The sequence below is a fragment of the Micromonospora polyrhachis genome (assembly GCF_014203835.1).
In the GTDB taxonomy this organism is placed as follows: Bacteria; Actinomycetota; Actinomycetes; order Mycobacteriales; family Micromonosporaceae; genus Micromonospora_H; species Micromonospora_H polyrhachis.
This window is the reverse complement of record NZ_JACHJW010000001.1, coordinates 4,142,800-4,162,048: the sequence shown is the minus strand read 5'-3', so window position 1 is coordinate 4,162,048 and position 19,249 is coordinate 4,142,800. Positions and strand designations below refer to the sequence as shown.

Sequence of the window (19,249 nt, the reverse complement as noted above, 5' to 3'; positions counted from 1 at the left end):
GAATGTGGGAACGGCGATCAGGCGGTACGGGGCCGAATGCTGCGCAGACGTGTCTCGGCTGCGGTGGCGAGCTGACGTAGCCGAGCGGTCTCGACATCAAGGGCTTCGACCCCGGCGGAGGTCAGCCGGTAGTAGCGGCGTAACCGCCCGTCGACGGTTTCCTCGTGGTCGCGCTCGACCAGTCCCTCGGCGGTCAGCCGGTCCAGCGCGGTATAGAGGGTGCCTGGTAGCAGGCTGACCCGAGTCTCCGACAGGGTGGCGACGTCCTGGATGATGCCGTACCCATGACGAGGACCAGCGGCCAACGCGGTCAGGATCAGGAACGTGGGCTCACGCATCGAAGGCACGCCGATTAATATATGTAGATGATCAATTTATCGTCAACGTCGTCCGACGAGTGCTCGCGCCGACGCTGACCGGCGTCGCTACACCGGGGCGGGGGTCGGTGGTGGGGTGGCCGACACACGGGGGCGCAGGATCCGGCCGAGGCGCAGGGCGAGCAGTGCGGACACCGCGATGAACACCGGCAGCAGCAGGAAGGCCAGGTGCGGTCCGACGCCGTCGGCCACCCACCCGAGTACGACCGGCGCGATCCCGGACCCCACCGCCATCGCGTACGACGAGTAGCCTGCCGCCCGGTCAGCCTGACCTTTGGCGGCGGCCAGGGCGATCGAGATGCCCAGCGGGTAGTGCATGGCGTTGCCCAGCCCCATGATCATCAGTCCGGCGACTGCGATCCAGCCGACCGGGAACGCCCAGAACAGGGTGAAGCCGAGCAGCGAGACCGACAACGCGCCGAGCAGCAGCGGCACGGGGGCGACCCGGAGGGCGATCCGCCCACCGACGAGCCGACCGAGGAACATGCCGCCCACGATCGCGGCGAGCGCGGCAGAGGCTGCTCCCCGGGACAGGCCGGCGTGGGTGCGTAGCACGTCGGCTCCCCAGAGTGATAGGCAGATCTCGATCGAGCCGGTGACGCTCATCAGCGCCCAGGCCAGCCAGTAGGCCCGGGGCAGACGCCTCGACCCGGTTTCGGCAGCCGCGGCAGCGGAGGCGGCCTGCGGTAGGCGTACCCGGAAGGTGACGGCGGCGAGCGCGACGAGCGCGATCAGGGCGACCTCGACGGCGAGCGCCGGTCGCCAGCCGATACCGGCGCTGACCGCGAGGCCGATGACGAGGGGGGCGAGTACGCCCAGGCCGGCGCAGGCGGCGTTGGCTTCGCTGATCGCGGCGGGTGCGGCGGACCGGTGGTGGTCGGCGAGTACGGTGTTCACCCCGCAGACCACCATCGTGCCGAAGGTGGCCGCGACGACGACGGCGGCGAGCGTGGCGGGCAGGGGTCGGAGGGTGGTCAGTCCGATGGCACCGACGGCGATCCCGGCGAGGCTGCACCAGAGCACCGGTCCTCGGTCGAACCGCCGGGTCAGGAGCGGGAAGAGGTAGCCGCCGATCAGGGCACCGAGGGCGACGCTGGTGCTGTGCAGGCTGGCGACGGCGGCGCTGGTGCCCTGCTCGTCGCGGAGCAGGGGCACGACCGGGCCGAACCCGTAGAGGAAGAAGCCCCACACGCCCAGTTGGGCGTAGGTCAACCAGGTGATTCGGTCATGGATGAGGCGGGGCACGGTCGTTACGCTACAAGCGCTTTGACCGGCCCCGCCGGTTCGGGGAGTCAGCTCACGTCGAAAGCCAGCTCACGCGGGGAGCCGCCCCGGCGCGAGCCACAGGGACAGCTCCCGGGGTACGTCAGCGGACGCTGCGGGCGAAGGCGCGGGCGGCCCAGATCACGGCCAGGACGGTGATCACTCCGATGATCGTCAGCCCCTGCCAGACCGACGGGTCGCCGATATCGCCGGCGAACAGCGCCCGGGCGCCGTCGACCGCCCAGGAGAACGGGTTCCAGTCGGCGACCCGCTGGAGCCAGCTGGGGGCGAAGGCCAGCGGCAGCAGGATGCCGGAGAGCAGCAGGACCGGTTGGGCCACGGTGTTCATCAGCGGGGCGAGGGCGTCCTCGCTCTTGACCACGAGCGCGACACCGTAGGAGACGGTCGCGGTCATCAACGCGATCAGGGCCAACAGCAGATACGCCAGCAGCAGGTGGCCGAGCTGCACCCGCAGGCCGAGCAGCAGCGCCAGCACGGTGATGATCACGGCTTGGACCAGCAGGGAGACGACGTCACGTAGGGACCGGCCGAGCAGCAGGGCGAACCGGCTGACCGGGGTGACCCGGGACCGTTCGATGATGCCGGCCCGGAGTTCGGCGATCAGGCCGAAGCCCTGGAACAGGCCGCCGAAGATGGCCAGCAGTACGAGCAGTCCGGGAATGAAGATCCGGTACATCTCGGCGTCGGTGTCGGCCCCGAGCGGCGCGAGCGCCGGTTTGAGTAGTGGCGCGAAGAGCAGCAGGTACATCACCGGCTGGAAGACGCCGACGATGAGCCAGACGGGTTGGCGGACCAGCAGCAGGGTCTGCCGTTGGAAGATCAGCCAGGTGTCGCGGACGAGTTTCATGGTGGTCTCCTGGGTGTACGCGGTGCTCAGGACTCGCGCAGCGAGCGGCCGGTCTTGGTGAGAAACACGTCGTCGAGGCTGGGCCGGTGCAGCTCGATGGAGCGCAACGCCAGGCCGGCACCGTCGAGCACCCGGAGGATCTGCGGGATGGCCGTGGCACCGTCGTCGACGTAGAGGCGTAGGCCCCCCTCCTCGGGGGTTTCCAGCTTGGTCACGTACTCCTGGCTGTCCAGCACCTGGGCGGCCTGCGGGGCGGCTCCGTCGATGCCGACGAGCACCACGTCGCCGGAGATCTCCCGCTTGAGTTCGCCGGGCGTGCCTTCGGCCACGATCTCGCCGTGGTCCATGATGGCGATCCGGTCGCACAGCGCGTCGGCTTCGTCCAGGTAGTGCGTGGTGATGAAGACCGTCATGCCGGCCGTACGCAACCGGCGGATCTCGTCCCACATGTGGGCCCGGCTCTGCGGGTCGAGGCCGGTGGTCGGCTCGTCCAGGAACACGATCTTCGGCTCGTGGATGATGCCGAGCGCGATGTCCACGCGGCGGCGCTGACCACCGGAGTACGTCTTGCACTTGCGGTCGGCGTACTCGGTCAGCTGGAAGGCGGCCAACGAGGCGACCGCCCGGCGCTGCGCCTCGGCCTTGCCGATGCCGTACATCCGGGCCTGGAGCACCAGTTCCTCGCGGGCGGTGGACTCGTCCCAGGTGCTGCCGCCCTGGGCGACGTAACCGATCCGGCGGCGCACCTCGGCCGGGTCGGTGCGCAGGTTGGCACCGGCCACGATCGCCTCGCCGCCGTCCGGCTCGATGAGGGTGGCGAGCATGCGCAGTGTGGTGGTCTTGCCGGCCCCGTTGGGGCCGAGGAAGCCGAATATCTCACCGGCGGCGACGGTGAGGTCAACCCCGCGTACGGCGTCGACGGTCTTCTTCTCCTTGCCCTGGCGGGAGCGGAACGACTTCCGCAACCCCCTGGTCTCGATCATTTCTGCTCCTGGTCAGCCAAGGCCGACGGGTTCCCGCCGACCGTGATTCCCCCGGGGACCACGCAGCAGGCGGCCACCCCAACGCTTCCCGCCGAGGCTAACGCGATATAAGTTTTTTAGTCAACGTTGACTATTGCGCGTCTCCGCCCCGTCAGCGTCTCGGTCCTGCCACCCGTCCCAGCCCTCCTGCGCCACCAGCCCCGTCGGCAGGTACGGCACACCCGACTCGATCAACTCGGCGATCCGTTCGCACCAGCCGATCTCCGCCTGGGCCCGGGCGCACCACAGCTCGAACATCCAGCCCACATGCACCGGCTTGGACTTGCGGATCCAATCCGAGTCCAACGAGGCACGCATCGACTCGTTACCGGCCCGCAGGACGCGGGCCCGGTTGCGCAGCGCCGCCGCGGCCTCTTCCCTGGGCAGCGCCGGCAGGAACGAGAACGCCGAGATGAACGGGTCGGGCTGCGAGTGCAACTGCCACCACTGATCGCGGAGCAGGGTCTCGAACTCGTCCACACCCTTGCTGGTGATCTCGTACGTGGTACGTGCCGGCCGGCCACCGACCTGTTCGGTAGCCACCTCCCGCAGCAATCCTTCGGCCGTCAATTTGCGTAGCGCGTGGTAGATGGACCCCGGTTGGATGTTCGCCCACCGGTCGGTACCCCAGCTGAGCAGCTCACGCCGCACGTCGTAGCCGTGCACCGGCTGCATCCACTGGACCAGTCCGAGGATCATCATTCGAGTTGCTGACACGACGAACAGCGTAATAGCCAAATTTGACTAACATCTGTTGACCAGTGCAACATCCCACACCGCCGACCGATCAAGTTGATCAACGTGACCACTAAACTCCCGTTCAGTAATTTCTAGGAGCCAACTTCTCGGTGCCCGCACTCACGAACCAGAGGGTCACGAAGCCAGCTAAGGGGAACAGCGTGCGCAAGGTACTCATCGCCAACCGGGGCGAGATCGCCGTCCGGGTCATCCGCGCCTGCCGGGACGCCGGGCTGGGCAGCGTGGCCGTCTACGCCGACTCCGATCGCGACGCGCTGCACGCCACCATCGCCGACGAGGCGTACGCGTTGGGCGGCGACACCGCCGCCGAGACGTACCTGCGCATCGACAAGCTCCTCGACCTCGCCAAGCGGTCCGGCGCGGACGCCGTACACCCGGGTTACGGCTTCCTCTCGGAGAACGCCGACTTCGCACGGGCCGTCATCGACGCGGGCCTGACCTGGATCGGCCCCACCCCGCAGGCGATCCGCGACCTGGGTGACAAGGTCACCGCCCGGCACATCGCCCAGCGGGCCGGCGCTCCTCTGGTGCCCGGCACCCCGGACCCGGTCGGCGGCCCCGACGAGGTGATGGCCTTCGCCATCGACCACGGTCTGCCGGTCGCCATCAAGGCGGCGTTCGGTGGTGGCGGACGCGGGCTCAAGGTGGCCCGCACCATGGAGGAGATCCCGGCGCTGTTCGAGTCGGCCACCCGGGAGGCGGTGGCCGCCTTCGGTCGGGGTGAGTGCTTCGTCGAGCGCTACCTGGACCGGCCCCGGCACGTCGAGGCCCAGGTCCTGGCCGACCAGCACGGCAACGTGGTCGTCGTCGGCACCCGGGACTGCTCCCTGCAACGCCGACACCAGAAGCTGGTCGAGGAGGCCCCCGCGCCGTTCCTGACCCAGACGCAGCGCGCCGCGATCCACGACAGCGCCAAGGCGATCTGCCGGGAGGCCGGCTACCACGGTGCCGGCACGGTCGAATACCTGGTCGGCGCGGACGGGACGATCTCCTTCCTGGAGGTCAACACCCGGTTGCAGGTGGAGCACCCGGTCACCGAGGAGACCGCCGGCATCGACCTGGTCCGCGAGCAGTTCCGCATCGCCGACGGTGAGAAGCTACGGCTGACCGAGGACCCGACGCCGCGCGGACACTCCATCGAGTTCCGGATCAACGGCGAGGATCCGGGCCGCAGCTTCCTGCCCGCCCCCGGCACGGTCACCGCGCTGCGCCTGCCCTCCGGCCCCGGGGTACGCGTCGACACCGGCATCTCGGCCGGCGACGTGATCGGCGGCAACTTCGACTCGCTGCTCGCCAAGGTGATCATCACCGGGGAGACCCGGACCGAGGCGCTGGAACGCGCCCGGCGTGCCCTGGACGAGATGGTGGTCGCCGGAATGGCCACCGCGCTGCCGTTCCACCGGCTGGTGGTCCGCGACCCGGCCTTCACCGCCGCGCCCTTCGCCGTACACACCCGGTGGATCGAGACCGAGTTCGACAACACCGTGCCGCCCTTCACCGCCCCCGCCGCACCAGTGGAGGCACCCGCCGCCCGCGAGACCGTCGTGGTCGAGGTGGGTGGCAAGCGGCTGGAGGTGACCCTGCCGGCCGGCATGGGAGCGGGTACGGCCAGCGCCCCGGGTAACACCGCCACCGGTAGCCGCCGTCCCGCCCGACGGGGTGCCGGCACGAAGGGCGGCGGCGGGGCCAGCAGCGACACGCTCACCTCGCCGATGCAGGGCACCATCGTCAAGATCGCGGTAGCCGACGGGGACCTGGTCGCCGAAGGTGACCTGGTCGTGGTGCTCGAAGCGATGAAGATGGAGCAACCGCTGAACGCCCATCGCAGCGGTGTCGTCAGTGGCCTCTCCGCCGAGGTGGGCGCGGTGATCACCGCCGGCTCGGCGATCTGCGCCATCACCCCGCCCCCGGCCTGAGGTCGTACTCGGGGAACCTCTTCGCGGTGTCTCGGTTCACGAGATCTCCCGGCGAGCATGCCGGCTAGATCAGTCACGGGCATGATGGGCGGGTGCGGTTCCTTTCCGGCGCGGCCCCCGCGCACGACCTGACGTACGACGATGTCTTCATGGCCCCGGTCCGGTCCAGCATCGGATCACGGCTCGATGTCGATCTTTCTACGGTCGACGGGACCGGCACCACGATTCCGATCGTGGTCGCCAATATGACGGCCGTGGCCGGGCGTCGGATGGCCGAGACCGTGGCCCGGCGCGGTGGAATCACGGTCCTGCCACAGGACATCCCGATCGAGGTGGTGGCCGAGGTCGTCGCGTGGGTGAAGCAGCGTCATCTGGTGCACGACACGGCGATCACGCTCGGTCCGCACGACACCGTCGGTGACGCGATCCACCTGCTTCCCAAGCGGTCGCACGGTGCGGTCGTGGTGGTCGATGACGACGAGCGACCGATCGGTGTGGTCACCGAGGCGGACTGTGAGAGCGTCGACCGGTTCGCCCAGTTGCATCGGGTGATGTCCACCGAGTTGCACACCGTACCGGCCGAGGCCGATCCGCGCGCCGGGTTCGACGTACTGTCCCGGGGGCGGCGGCGCCTCGCCCCCGTGGTCGACGAGGACGGGCGGCTGGTCGGCGTACTGACCCGGAAGGGCGCACTACGCGCCACCCTCTACCGGCCCGCGGTGGACGCCGAGGGCCGGTTGCGGGTCGCCGCCGCGATCGGGATCAACGGCGACGTGGCGGGAAAGGCCGCGGCACTCGTCGAGGCCGGGGTGGACACCCTGGTCGTGGACACCGCGCACGGCCACCAGGAACGGATGCTCGCCGCCCTACGAGCGGTGCGGGCGCTCGACCCACCGGTGCCGGTCGCCGCCGGCAACGTCGTCACCGCCGACGGGGTCCGGGACCTCGTCGAGGCGGGCGCGGACATCGTCAAGGTCGGGGTCGGGCCGGGCGCGATGTGCACCACCCGGATGATGACCGGGGTCGGCCGACCACAGTTCTCGGCCGTACTCGACTGTGCCGACGCCGCCACCCAGCTCGGTCGGCACGTGTGGGCCGACGGCGGCATCCGCCACCCACGAGATGTCGCCCTGGCACTGGCTGCCGGGGCGTCCAACGTGATGATCGGCTCGTGGTTCGCCGGCACCTACGAGTCCCCCGGTGATCTCTACACCGACGTCGACGGGCGACGCTACAAGGAAAGCTTCGGAATGGCGTCGGCGCGTGCGGTCAGCGCCCGTACCGGCGAGGACAGCCTGTTCGAGCAGGCCCGCAAGGCGGTCTTCGAGGAGGGCATCTCGACGGCCCGGATGTTCCTCGACCCGCACCGCCCGGGAGTCGAGGACCTGATCGACGAGATCGTCGCGGGGGTACGCAGCGCGTGCACGTACGCCGGGGCGGCCAACCTGTCCGAGTTCCACGCGAGGGCACTGGTCGGAGTGCAGAGCCGGGCCGGGTACGCCGAGGGAATGCCGCTGCCGACAAGCTGGTGAGGGATCTTTGACGTCAGGAAGGGTCCCTTCCGGACGCCTCAGTCGGGGAAGAGGCGCTGGAGGACGACTCGACCGGCTGACTCGGGATCCGGACCCACCACGTCGTCCGGGAGTGCACCGGCCAGCCACAACGTCGCGAAGCCGTGCACGATGGACCAGGCGGACAGCCCGGCGAACCGGGCATCCAGCCCGCTGGGCGCGGCGGGCAGCGTGGCCACGCCGGCGCTGAGCGCCTCGCCGGCCCGGCGCTGGGCGGCGACGAGTTCGGCATCGTCGCTGCGATGGAGGTCGGGGCGGAACATCACCTCGAAGTGGGCCCGGTGTTCGATGGCGAACCGAAGGTAGGCCACCCCGGTCTCCAGCAGGCTGCCGGTCTCCCGGGTCACCTGGGACAGGTCGTCGGCGAGGGTGTTGAACCCTTCGGCGGCCAGTGCGGTGAGCAGCCCGGCCTTGTCCCCGAAATGGTGGGCGGGGGCGGCGTGCGAGACGCCCGCGCGGCGGGCCAGGTCGCGCAGGCTCAGCGCCGTGGGGCCGTACTCCCCAATCGCTTCGACGGCTGCCGACAGCAACGCCCGCCGCAGGTCGCCATGGTGGTACGTCCGGCCTGCGGAACTCTCTCCTGCCATGCCCAGCAGCATATCTTGCCGTTGACAAGATGCCACCCGTCGAGTCAGTCTTTCCACTGACAAGATTGCGCTCCCTGATTGGAGTCTTCGTGGCCCCGCTGATCGCCCTGATCGTTGGATTCGTCGCCGCCCGCACCGCCGGCCTGCTCGGCGTCGACGCCCTCGACGACTGGCTGCCCGCCCTGCGGATCGGCCTCGCCCTGATGTTCACCCTCACCGGCGTCGTCCACTTCGTCGGCACCCGGCGCACGGAAATGATCGCGATGGTGCCGCCCGCCCTGCCCCGGCCGGATCTACTGGTGACCATCACCGGCGTGCTGGAACTCGTCGGGGCGGTGGGCCTGCTGATCGCGGCCACCGCTCCGTGGGCGGCGGGCGCACTGGCCCTGCTGATGCTGGCCATGTTCCCGGCGAACGTCTCCGCCGCCCGGCGCAAGCTGACCGTGGACGGCCGACCGGCGACGCCGCTGGTGCCCCGGACCGCGCTCCAGGTCGCCTTCGTCGGGGCGGCGCTCGGCGTCTTGTTTGGGTCCTAATGATTAGGGAGCTAACATACGCGGCATGGATCCACGGCACGACCTACACAACGCACCAATCGGTCGACTCGTCGCCGTAGCCGGGCACCTGATGTCGCAACAGTGGCATCGCTACCTGGCCGAGCATCACGGTCTCACGCCAGCCGGCATGGTCGCCCTGATCACCCTCGCCGAGCACGGAAATCTGCCCCACCACGAGGTCGCCGCCCGATGCTTCGTACGCCCGGCCACCCTCACCGGCGTCGTCGACACCCTCGCCCGGGACGGGCTGGTCGAACGGCACCGGAGCGAGACCGACCGGCGTACGGTGCAGCTGACTCTCACTCCAGCTGGGACGGACCGGATCCAGGCACTGCTCACGGTCATCCACCGCAACCCGCCGCTCACGTCGGTCGACGCCGACCCGGCAAAGGCGGCCGTGATCCGCGAGTTCCTACTCGAACTGATCAAGACGACGTCCAACGGGGAGAACGACAGATGCGCTTAGCCACCCGACGACGAGGGCCAACCGGACCAGGCCGATGCGGGCCGACCGGATCGGTACGACGCGGACCGGGTAGACGACACCCGGTGCGGGGAAATTCGGACGACAGGTCGTTCCGACGCTGCGATTCTGGCGTCCTGACGTATCCAAGTGACTCCGGAGGGCACCGGTGCTGACCCGACTACTCCGCACCCACCTACGGCCCTACACAGGGGCACTCACCGCCGTGGTGCTGCTCCAGCTGGTCGGCACCATCGCCTCGCTCTACCTGCCGAGCCTCAACGCCGACATCATCGACCAGGGCATCGTCCGGGGCGACACCGGCTACATCCTCCGTACCGGAGGATGGATGCTCCTGGTCAGTGGTCTCCAGATCGCCTGCTCGATCGTCGCGGTCTACCTGGGTGCCAGGGTCGCCATGGGTTTCGGGCGGGACGTCCGATCGTTCATCTTCCATCGGGTGTTGAGCTTCTCGACCCGCGAGGTAGCCCAGTTCGGTGCCCCCTCGTTGATCACCCGCAACACCAACGACGTGCAACAGGTGCAGATGCTCGTACTGATGAGCTGCACCATGCTGGTGGCGGCACCGATCATGTGCGTCGGCGGCGTGATCATGGCGCTCCGGGAAGACGTCGGCCTCTCCTGGCTGATGCTGGTCAGCGTGCCGGTGTTGGCCCTGGCCATCGGTTCGATCGTCCGCCGGATGGTCCCGCAGTTCCGGCTCATGCAGACCCGGATCGACGTCGTCAACCGAGTGCTCCGCGAGCAGATCACCGGCATCCGAGTGGTCCGGGCGTTCGTCCGCGAGCCATACGAGACCGAACGTTTCGACACGGCCAACGCGGAGCTGACCGCCACCGCCCTGCGTACCGGCCGGTTGATGGCGTTGATCTTTCCGATCGTGATGCTGGTGCTCAACCTCTCCAGCGTCGCCGTACTGTGGTTCGGCGCGGGCCGGATCGACGCTGGCGAGATCCAGGTCGGCGCGCTGACCGCCTTCCTGAGCTACCTGATGCAGATCCTGATGTCGGTCATGATGGCCACCTTCATGACGATGATGGTGCCCCGGGCAGCGGTCTGTGCCGAACGGATCGTGGAGGTGCTCGACACCGAGTCGTCAGTGGCCCCGCCGCAGGAGCCGGTCACCGAGGTCGGTCTCCGGGGCGACCTGGAGCTGACCGGGGTGCGGTTCCAGTACCCGGGGGCGGCGGCACCCGTACTCCGGGACATCTCCTTCCATGCCGAAGCGGGCAGAACGACCGCGATCATCGGTAGTACCGGCGCCGGCAAGACGACACTGCTGTCCCTGGTTCCCCGGCTCTTCGACGCGACCGCCGGCTCGGTACGGGTGGACGGGGTGGACGTCCGCGACCTCGACCCGGACCTGCTCTGGAGCCGGATCGGGTTGGTGCCGCAACGGCCGTACCTCTTCTCCGGCACGGTCGCCAGCAACCTGCGCTACGGCAATCCGGACGCCACCGACGAGGAACTGTGGGTGGCGCTGGAGGTGGCCCAGGCCCGGGACTTCGTCGAGGCGATGCCGGAGGGGCTCGACGCCCCCATCGCCCAGGGCGGCACCAACGTCTCCGGTGGACAACGACAACGGCTGGCGATCGCCCGCGCCCTGGTCCGCCGCCCGGAGATCTACCTGTTCGACGACTCGTTCTCCGCACTCGACCTGGGCACCGACGCTCGGCTACGGGCGGCACTGCGCCCGATCACCGCCGACGCCGCAGTGGTCATCGTGGCCCAGCGGGTCTCCACGATCATGGATGCCGATCAGATCCTCGTCCTCGACGATGGCGCGATCGTCGGCCGCGGACGACACGACGAACTCCTCGACACCTGTCCGACGTACGCGGAGATCGTGGCATCCCAGCTCAGCTCGGCGGTGCCGGCATGAGCGAGAGGGGTATAAGCGAGCACAGCCGGACGACTGAGGATGGCATGAGCGGCGGACAGACGCAGGAGCAGACCCCCGAGGCGGGTACGACGGAGACGACGCCCAAACGGCTACCGGCCGCCGGTAGGGGCGGTGGCGGGCCGCACTTCAACGTCGGCATGCCCGGCGAGAAGTCCATGAACTTCCTCCCGTCCGCCAAACGACTACTCGGCCGGCTCCGCCCGTACCGCGCCCACCTGATGGGGATCGTCACGCTGGCCGTGTTCAGCGTGGGCTTCAGCGTCATCGGACCGAAGATCCTCGGTATGGCCACCGACCTGATCTTCTCCGGGGTCGTCGGTCAGCAACTGCCGCCCGGGACCACCCTCGACCAGGCGGTCGCCCAGGCCCGGGCAGCCGGCAACGACACGTTCGCCGACATGTTGGCGAGCATGGACGTCATACCCGGAGTGGGGATCGACTTCACCCGCCTGGCCCAGGTCCTGGCGTTGGCACTGGTCCTCTTCGTCGCCTCCAGCCTGCTCTCCTGGTGGCAGGGCTACCTGCTCAACGACGTGGTACAGCGGGCGATCCTGCGGCTGCGCGCCGACGTCGAGGAGAAGCTGCACCGGCTTCCCCTGCCGTACTTCGACAAGCAGCCTCGGGGGGAGTTGCTCAGCCGGGTAACCAACGACATCGACAACATCGCCCAGAGTCTGCAACAGACGTTGAGTCAGCTGCTCAGCTCGCTGCTCACCGTCGTCGGCGTACTCACGATGATGTTCGTCATCTCGCCGCTGCTCGCGGTGATCGCGCTGGTCGCGGTGCCACTGTCGGTGGTGGTGACCAAACAGATCGCCAAGCGCTCACAACGCCAGTTCATCGCCCAGTGGCAGCACACCGGGGCGCTCAACGGACAGATCGAGGAGGCGTTCACCGGGCACGAGCTGGTCAAGGTGTTCGGCCGGCAGCGGGAGATCGAAGCGACCTTCGCCACCAAGAACGACGAGTTGTTCAAGGCCAGCTTCGGTGCGCAGTTCATCTCCGGCATCATCATGCCGTCGATGATGTTCATCGGGAACCTGAGCTACGTGGCGATCGCGGTGGTCGGTGGCCTGCGGGTGGCGTCCGGGGCGATGAGCCTCGGCGACGTGCAGGCGTTCATCCAGTACTCCCGGCAGTTCACCCAGCCGCTGACCCAGGTCGCGTCGATGGCGAACCTGCTCCAGTCCGGGGTCGCCTCGGCGGAACGGGTCTTCGCCGTACTCGACGCGCAGGAGCAGAGCCCGGATCCGGCCGAACCGGCCCGGGTCACCAATCCGCACGGTCGGGTCGAGTTCGAGCAGGTCTCCTTCCGGTACGAGCCCGACAAGCCGTTGATCGAGGACCTGTCCCTGGTCGCTGAGCCGGGACACACCGTGGCGATCGTCGGGCCGACCGGGGCGGGCAAGACCACCCTGGTCAACCTGGTCATGCGGTTCTACGAGTTGGACGCCGGGCGGATCACCCTCGACGGGGTGGACATCACCACCATGCGCCGGGACGAGTTGCGCGGCGAGATCGGCATGGTCCTCCAGGACACCTGGTTGTTCGGCGGCACGATCCGGGACAACATCGCGTACGGCGACCCGGGCGCCAGCGAGGAGGAGATCGTCGCAGCAGCGAAGGCGACCTTCGTCGACCGGTTCGTCCGCAGCCTGCCCGACGGTTACGACACCGTCATCGACGAGGAGGGCAGCAACGTCAGTGCCGGTGAGAAGCAGCTCATCACGATCGCGCGGGCGTTCCTGTCCAACCCGTCGCTGCTGATCCTGGACGAGGCGACGAGTTCGGTGGACACCCGTACCGAGGTGCTGTTGCAACATGCGATGGCCGCGCTGCGGGCCGACCGGACCAGCTTCGTGATCGCCCACCGGCTGTCGACCATCCGGGACGCCGACCTGATCCTGGTCATGGAGAGCGGTCGGATCGTGGAGCAGGGTACGCACAGCGAACTGCTCGCCGCCGAGGGCGCCTACCACCGGCTCTACCACGCGCAGTTCACGCAACCGGTGGCCGAGGCTGACGGCGGCGACGCCGAGTCGGACGTCGTCGGCGCGAGCGCCGTGACCGGTACGCTGCGCCCCCGGTCGCCGGTCGGATAGCAGTTCCCTGGTACGACCGTCCGGTCTGGACCCGCACCGAGGCGTCACGTGGGGCCCCTTCTCATCCGGGGATCGATGGGAAGGGGCCCCTTCCTCACCGCAGGATGGCGGAGCGACTGGCCACCACTCCGGTGATCAGGCGGAGCGCGTCGGCAGCGGCCATCGGGTCGAGACGCTGGCCGTCCCGTAGCCGGAGCGAGATCCGCCCCTCGGCGGCTTCCCGCGCACCGAGTACGGCCACGTACGGCACCTTTCGCTGGATCGCCTCGCGGATGCGCGCACCGACCGAACCATCCGATACGGACCGGGCCCGCAGTCCAGCCACCACACAGTTCCGGGTGAACTCCGCTGCCGCATCGGCCTGATCCGGGCCGACCGGGAGCACCACCACCTGCTCCGGGGCGTACCAGGCGGGGAAGGCTCCGGCGTGCACCTCGATCAGGTACGCGAAGAGTCGCTCCATGCTGCCGATCAGGCTGCGATGCACCATCACCGGACGCCGCCTCGACCCATCGGAATCCATGTAGGACAGGTCGAACCTTTCGGGCTTGTCGAAGTCGAGCTGGATGGTGGAGAGGGTCGACTCCCGACCGGCCGCGTCCCGGATCTGGATGTCAATCTTGGGCCCGTAGAAGGCCGCCTCCCCTTCGGCCTCGACATAGGACACTCCGGACAGCGCCGAGCGCAGCAGCCCCTCGGCCCGCTGCCACTCCTCGTCGTCACCGAGGTACTTCTCCCCCGGCCCTCGCAGCGACAGCCGAAAACCGGCGGGCCGTACGCCCAACGCCGAGTGCGCCGCGCGGATCAGGTCGAGAATCTCGGCGACCTCCTGCCCGACCTGTTCGAAGGTGCAGAAGTTGTGCGCGTCGTTGAGCGAGATGGCGCGTACCCGGCTGAGCCCGCCGAGCACGCCGGATCGCTCCGAGCGGTACATTCCGCCTAGCTCGGCGATCCGTAGTGGCAGCTCCCGGTACGACCGGCCCCGCGCCCGGTAGACCAGGGCATGGTGCGGGCAGAGCGCCGGCCGCAGCACGAACTCGTCGTCAGCGGAGAGCCGCATGACCGGGAACATGTCGTCGGCGAAGTAGCCCAGGTGTCCGGACAACTCGAACAACTCGCGCTTGCCCAGCGGCGGCGAATAGACGTGCTGGTAGCCGGCCCGGCGTTCCAGCTCACGGACGTACTCCTCGACGGCGTGCCGGGCCGCCGCACCGGCCGGCAGCCAGATCGGCAGGCCGGCTCCGGCGAGCGGATCGGCGTGGAACAGTTCAAGCTCGCGGCCAAGCTTGCGGTGGTCGACCATGTCGGTCTCCTCGATCGGGTACGACTCGTCGGTGCGTACCGGCGGGTGGTGACCGCCCAGAGGTTCCGACCCGGAGAACGACGAAGCCCCGGGGCGGAAGCCCCGGGGCCGGTCTTGACGGTTGTCGCGTCAGCGCAGCACGCCGGGGTGTCCCGGCGTCGTCGTCATGGCTGCGCTACGCATGGTGGCCACAGTACGCCCGCCCGCCGCGAAACGCACCCGCATTACCGCTGGGGTGCCAGGAAGGGCCCCTTCCCACGCAGAAAGCGATGAGAAGAGGCCCTTCCTTACATCTGTTGGGGCCGCCGGCACGGGACCTGCCGGCGGCCCTAGGGCGTCCCGACACGTCAGCACCGGGGGGACCTGAGGTGCCGGGAGCGCGCTCCGACAACGGTACGCCGGGCCACACGCCTCAGCACACCGGTGCCGGACGACGACCGAACCACGTCGACCGGACGACTACTGAAGATCGCACGGACCGGCCAGGGACCGTCGAGTACATCGACGCCACGCGTCCTCAGCTCACCACGGCACTGGCCGCTGTCAAGTGTCGGAGGTCACCCGTAATGCCGCCCGACCACATCAGGTTGAATCCTATGGTCAGGCTGGAGGGACCCGCCCAGACCAAACAACGTTGGAGGTGACCAGTGTGTCCGAGTTTCTCACGGGCATGACGTCACCCCTCTGGGCGTATCTGGCCCTGGTCGGGCTCTTGGCTATCGACGTGTTCGTGCCGATCATTCCGACCCAGGCGCTGATGATCACAGGGGGTGCCCTGACCATCTACGGCGGACTGAGCCTGCCGGTGACGATCGTCACCGGTGCGCTCGGTGTCTTCGCCGGTGACCTGGCCGGCTACCTACTCGGCCGGCGGGGACACCGCCGCCGACGGGAGCAGGCCGAGCGGCGCCGAATGACGAACCGGGCCCCGCTGTCCCAGTCCAATCGCGGCCGGCAGGCGGCGAACCGGGCCCGGCAACTAGCCAACCGGTACGGTCACCACCTGCGCCAGCCCGGACCGCTGGTCATCCTGCTCTGCCGGTTCGTTCCCGGCGGCCGGATGCTCGTCTGCTACCACGCCGGCCGAGGCCACTACCCGTACCGCCGATTCCTCACGTACGAGGCGATGGCGGCGGTCGGCTGGGCCGCGTACGGCGGGCTCGTCGGCCACCTTGGCGGCTCGGCACTGGCCGGGTCCGGATGGCTGCTGGCGCTCATCGCCGGGGCAGCGGCGGCCGTCTTCGCCGCTGGTGGCTGGGCACTGGCGCTGGTCGCCGGTCGGCGACCAGCTGCCGTCGCGTCAGTGCCCACCGCCGCCGGGGTCCCTTCCGCTCCAGCCGGGCCGACGATCCTGCCGGCGGCACCGTCAACCATCCTGCCGGCGGCACCGGTGGTCACTCCAGCTCGTGCAACATCAGCTGTCGCGCCGCCTCGGTGATCGAACCGGACAGCGAGGGATAGATCGTGATGGTGTGCGCGAGCTGGTTCACGGTCAGGTGGTTCTCGACCGCCATGGTGATCGGCAGAATCAGTTCGCTGGCCTTCGGAGCCACCACCACACCACCGATGACCTGACCGCTGGCGGGCCGGCAGAAGAGTTTGACGAACCCGTCGGAGAGGTCGTCCATCTTCGCCCGTGCGTTACCGGCCAGCGGCAGCATCACCTGCCGGGCCGGGGTGCGCCCGGAGTCGACCTCGTCCTGTGAGACCCCGACGGTGGCGAGTTCGGGGTTGGTGAAGACGTTGGCGGCGACCGTACGCAGCCGCAGCGGTGAGACCGCCTCGCCCAGGGCGTGCCACATGGCGATCCGGCCCTGCATGGCGGCGACGCTGGCCAGTGGCAGCACCCCGGTGCAGTCACCGGCGGCGTAGACGCCCGGCACGTTGGTACGCGACACCCGGTCCACGGTCACGTAGCCGCCGGGGGCGACGGCGACGCCGTACTCGGCCAGCCCCAGTCCGGCCGTGTTGGGCACCGAACCGACCGCCATCAGGGCGTGTGAGCCGTACACCACCCGGCCGTCGGAGAGGGTCACCTCGACCCCGTCCTCGGTACGGCGGACGGCGTCGGCGCGGGAGTTGTTGAGGATGGACATGCCCCGGTTGCGGAACACCTGCTCGATCGCCATCGCCGCGTCGGCGTCCTCGTGCGGCATGACCCGGTCCCGACTGGAGACCAGGGTCACCTCCACTCCCATGGCGAGGTAGGAGCTGGCGAACTCGGCTCCGGTGACACCGGAGCCGATCACGATCAGCCGATCCGGTAGTTCCGGCAGGTCGTACACCTGCCGCCAGGTCAGGATCCGTTCCCCGTCCGGTACGGCGGTGGGCAGCACCCGGGGGGTCGCACCGGTCGCGATCAGCACCGTGGAGGCGTCGATCGAGTACTCCGAGTCACCGCCGGCCGGGGTCACGATCACCCGGTGCAGGTGACCGAGCGTGTCCTCACCGAGCCGCGCACTCCCGTGTACGAAGGTCACCCCGGCCTTGATCAGTTTCGCCTGGATGTCGGCCGACTGGGCCAACGCGAGCCGCTTGACCCGCTGGTGTACGGCCACCGCGTCGACGGTCACCGCCTCCAGGCCGTCGGAGAGGATCCCGAACTCATCCGTGTCGCGGTAACCGGTGACCACTTCTGAACTGGCGATGAAGGTCTTCGACGGCACACAGTCGGAAAGGACGCAGGCACCGCCCGCCCCATCGGCCTCGACCACGGTGACTTCGGCGTCCAGTTGGGCGGCGACGAGCGCGGCTTCGTAGCCGGCCGGCCCCCCGCCGATGATCACGATCCGACTCACCGCGTCCGCCCTTCGTCAATGCTCACAGTGACTTTCTTCTCTCCGACTCATCCGACACGCACCGTCGTATTCTCCACTACCCACCTGCCAAGCTATCGTCATCGCTGTGCGTCATTACGCCGCGTACGGCTCAAACCTTGATCCCTCCCGAATGCGGGCATATTGTCCGCATTCTCCGCTCGTCGGCACCGGCTGGCTCGAAGGCTGGCGGCTGACCTTCGCTGGTGAGGGGGTCCTCGGCTGGGAAGGTGCCGTCACCACCATCGTCGAGTCCCCCGGTGACCGCGTGTTCGTCGCGCTCTACGACGTACACGCCTGGGACGCCGCCCAACTCGACGAGATCGAGGGGGTGGACGCCGGCACCTACCGCAAGCTGCACCTACGGGTGAGCACCCTGGATGGCGACGTCACCGCCTGGGTCTACGTCTTCGCCGGCTACGAGGGCGGCATGCCGACCGCGTGGTACCTCTCGGAGATCGCCAACGCGGCGGAGAAGGCCGGTGCGCCCGACGACTACGTGGTCGAACTGCGCTCCCGCCCCACCAAGACCGCCTCCGCGTAGGGCCCACCCCGGATCACGCGAGCCGCCCGGTCCGATCAGGAAGCCTGCTGGCCAAACAGCCAGCCACTCGGGCCGCACCGAGAGCCGCCCGGTCCGAAAAGCAAGCTGCCCGGGCCGCGCCGGGAAACCGGGCAGCCCGGGCAGCCCCGGCGGCAGGATCAGCAGTACGGGTCAGCGGGCCGCCACGACGGTCCGCTCGAACATGTCCGCCTCGTAGGTCGGGGCCATCCCCACCGACCGGTACAACCGGGCCGCCTCCGTCGGGTTACTAAGGTCCACCCCAAGCCCGGCGTAGTCGCGTCCCTTGGCAGCGTAGGCAGCGAACGCCTGCCCAAGCAGGGCTCGGCCGACGCCCCGGTGCCGGTGCTCCCGCAGCACCGCCAGGTTCTTGACCCAGCCCTCGTTCTGGTCCAGTGCCTGGTCCGCCGACTGGAGAATGCCCACCGGCTCGTCCCGTACGGTGGCCACGAGCCACTCGTCCCAGGCGACACTGGGCAGGTTGGCGATCTGCTCCCGCCACTGCTCGTAGGAGATCGGGACGTAGTCCGGGGTGTCCCGAAAGGCGGTGTCGAGGATGCGGTGGAACTCGCGCAGGTCGGCATCATCAGTCGGCCGGACCGGCCGAATCAGCACGTCCTGCGGTGGTGACGGCGGTACGGTCGACACCCCGGCCAGGGACCGGCGCATGCGGGCGTACCGCTTGACGAAGGCGAATCCGGCGGCTCGCAGGGCGGCGATCCAGCGTTCCTCGGTCGGGATCGCGCCGGATCGCGCGGTCATCTCGGGATAGCCGAACTCGGCAGCGCGCTCCGAGACCCGGGCCAACTGGCGGGCCAGCAGCGGCACCTGAGCCGGAACACCCTTCTCCGGGTGCACGTAGACCTCGACGAAGTCGCGGCGCGACCGGGCCGGGTTCTCCAGGTAGGCCCAGCCCACCACGGCACCGTCCGGGTCGAGTGCCAGCCAGGAGTCGTCCGCCGGATCGACGTTCGGCGCGGTCAGCGCCTCGCGTACGTCCTCGGGGCTGAAATCGGGTTGTCCGACCGAGGCGATGTCACTGGCGTGCACCACCGCCAGGATGGCCGGAATGTCATCAAGAGTGGGCCGTCGCGCGGTCCAGCCGTCCGGGAAGTTCACGTCCGGCATTGAACCGCCAGCGGGTGCGCCCTGTCGCCGG

At 69.1% G+C, this 19,249-nt stretch carries 17 protein-coding genes; 8 read left to right on the top strand and 9 right to left on the bottom strand.

The genetic code is table 11. The features are described from left to right. Nucleotides 1-17: 17 nt before the first annotated feature. The 5 genes from FHR38_RS18275 to FHR38_RS18255 all read right to left on the bottom strand — a co-directional run bounded on the left by FHR38_RS18275 (nt 18) and on the right by FHR38_RS18255 (nt 4,232). On the bottom strand, nt 18-338 hold the full coding sequence (locus FHR38_RS18275) for a PadR family transcriptional regulator (protein WP_184539862.1): 321 nt from the start codon (nt 336-338) through the stop codon (nt 18-20). An 87-nt stretch (nt 339-425) separates the two neighbouring features. Beyond that, the gene (locus FHR38_RS18270; RefSeq protein WP_184535800.1) at nt 426-1,622 is read right to left on the bottom strand and encodes an MFS transporter; all 1,197 of its coding nucleotides are present in this window, start codon (nt 1,620-1,622) and stop codon (nt 426-428) included. A gap of 121 nt (nt 1,623-1,743) precedes the next feature. Continuing rightward, nucleotides 1,744-2,508, bottom strand: a complete 765-nt coding sequence (locus FHR38_RS18265) for an ABC transporter permease (protein WP_184535799.1) — start codon at nt 2,506-2,508, stop codon at nt 1,744-1,746. Nucleotides 2,509-2,534: 26 nt separating this feature from the next. After that, nucleotides 2,535-3,491 carry an ATP-binding cassette domain-containing protein gene (locus tag FHR38_RS18260; RefSeq protein WP_184535798.1) on the bottom strand — a complete coding sequence of 319 codons (957 nt, stop codon included), beginning with the start codon at nt 3,489-3,491 and terminating at the stop codon, nt 2,535-2,537. A 120-nt stretch (nt 3,492-3,611) separates the two neighbouring features. Beyond that, the gene (locus FHR38_RS18255) at nt 3,612-4,232 is read right to left on the bottom strand and encodes a PadR family transcriptional regulator (RefSeq protein ID WP_184539860.1); all 621 of its coding nucleotides are present in this window, start codon (nt 4,230-4,232) and stop codon (nt 3,612-3,614) included. Between the two features lie 197 nt (nt 4,233-4,429). Here FHR38_RS18255 and FHR38_RS18250 point away from each other — a divergent pair, with 197 nt between their 5' ends. Then, a complete protein-coding gene (locus tag FHR38_RS18250) occupies nt 4,430-6,205 on the top strand; it encodes an acetyl/propionyl/methylcrotonyl-CoA carboxylase subunit alpha (protein ID WP_184535797.1) in 1,776 nt (591 codons plus the stop codon). A gap of 92 nt (nt 6,206-6,297) precedes the next feature. Continuing rightward, nucleotides 6,298-7,737 (top strand): GuaB1 family IMP dehydrogenase-related protein, encoded by a 1,440-nt coding sequence (locus FHR38_RS18245; RefSeq protein WP_184535796.1) that lies wholly within the window; start codon nt 6,298-6,300, stop codon nt 7,735-7,737. Nucleotides 7,738-7,775: 38 nt separating this feature from the next. On the opposite strand, the gene FHR38_RS18240 is transcribed toward FHR38_RS18245, so the two are convergent. Beyond that, nucleotides 7,776-8,363, bottom strand: a complete 588-nt coding sequence (locus FHR38_RS18240; RefSeq protein WP_184535795.1) for a TetR/AcrR family transcriptional regulator — start codon at nt 8,361-8,363, stop codon at nt 7,776-7,778. An 89-nt stretch (nt 8,364-8,452) separates the two neighbouring features. Here FHR38_RS18240 and FHR38_RS18235 point away from each other — a divergent pair, with 89 nt between their 5' ends. The 4 genes from FHR38_RS18235 (at nt 8,453) to FHR38_RS18220 (ending at nt 13,409) form a co-directional block, all read left to right on the top strand. After that, nucleotides 8,453-8,899 (top strand): DoxX family protein, encoded by a 447-nt coding sequence (locus FHR38_RS18235; RefSeq protein ID WP_184539858.1) that lies wholly within the window; start codon nt 8,453-8,455, stop codon nt 8,897-8,899. Nucleotides 8,900-8,924: 25 nt separating this feature from the next. Continuing rightward, the gene (locus FHR38_RS18230) at nt 8,925-9,386 is read left to right on the top strand and encodes a MarR family winged helix-turn-helix transcriptional regulator (RefSeq protein WP_184535794.1); all 462 of its coding nucleotides are present in this window, start codon (nt 8,925-8,927) and stop codon (nt 9,384-9,386) included. A gap of 166 nt (nt 9,387-9,552) precedes the next feature. Beyond that, nucleotides 9,553-11,286, top strand: a complete 1,734-nt coding sequence (locus FHR38_RS18225; protein ID WP_184535793.1) for an ABC transporter ATP-binding protein — start codon at nt 9,553-9,555, stop codon at nt 11,284-11,286. 44 nt (nt 11,287-11,330) lie between these two features. Beyond that, nucleotides 11,331-13,409 (top strand): ABC transporter ATP-binding protein, encoded by a 2,079-nt coding sequence (locus FHR38_RS18220; protein ID WP_184535792.1) that lies wholly within the window; start codon nt 11,331-11,333, stop codon nt 13,407-13,409. Between the two features lie 94 nt (nt 13,410-13,503). On the opposite strand, the gene thrS is transcribed toward FHR38_RS18220, so the two are convergent. Further along, a complete protein-coding gene (gene thrS, locus FHR38_RS18215) occupies nt 13,504-14,727 on the bottom strand; it encodes a threonine--tRNA ligase (RefSeq protein ID WP_312882570.1) in 1,224 nt (407 codons plus the stop codon). A 634-nt stretch (nt 14,728-15,361) separates the two neighbouring features. Between thrS and FHR38_RS18210 the strand changes: the two genes are divergently transcribed. Next, nucleotides 15,362-16,150: a DedA family protein gene (locus tag FHR38_RS18210; protein WP_184535790.1), complete on the top strand. Its 789-nt coding sequence runs from the start codon at nt 15,362-15,364 to the stop codon at nt 16,148-16,150. Here FHR38_RS18210 and FHR38_RS18205 read toward each other — a convergent pair. Then, nucleotides 16,107-17,510, bottom strand: a complete 1,404-nt coding sequence (locus FHR38_RS18205) for an NAD(P)H-quinone dehydrogenase (protein WP_184535789.1) — start codon at nt 17,508-17,510, stop codon at nt 16,107-16,109. The genes FHR38_RS18210 and FHR38_RS18205 overlap by 44 nt on opposite strands. A 106-nt stretch (nt 17,511-17,616) precedes the next feature. On the opposite strand from FHR38_RS18205, the gene FHR38_RS18200 reads away from it, so the two are divergent. Continuing rightward, complete coding sequence (locus FHR38_RS18200; protein ID WP_184535788.1) at nt 17,617-18,072, top strand: gamma-glutamylcyclotransferase; 456 nt, start codon at nt 17,617-17,619, stop codon at nt 18,070-18,072. A gap of 171 nt (nt 18,073-18,243) precedes the next feature. Here the strand turns inward: FHR38_RS18200 and FHR38_RS18195 are convergent, their stop codons facing one another. After that, nucleotides 18,244-19,218, bottom strand: a complete 975-nt coding sequence (locus FHR38_RS18195) for a GNAT family N-acetyltransferase (protein WP_184535787.1) — start codon at nt 19,216-19,218, stop codon at nt 18,244-18,246. Nucleotides 19,219-19,249 lie beyond the last annotated feature (31 nt).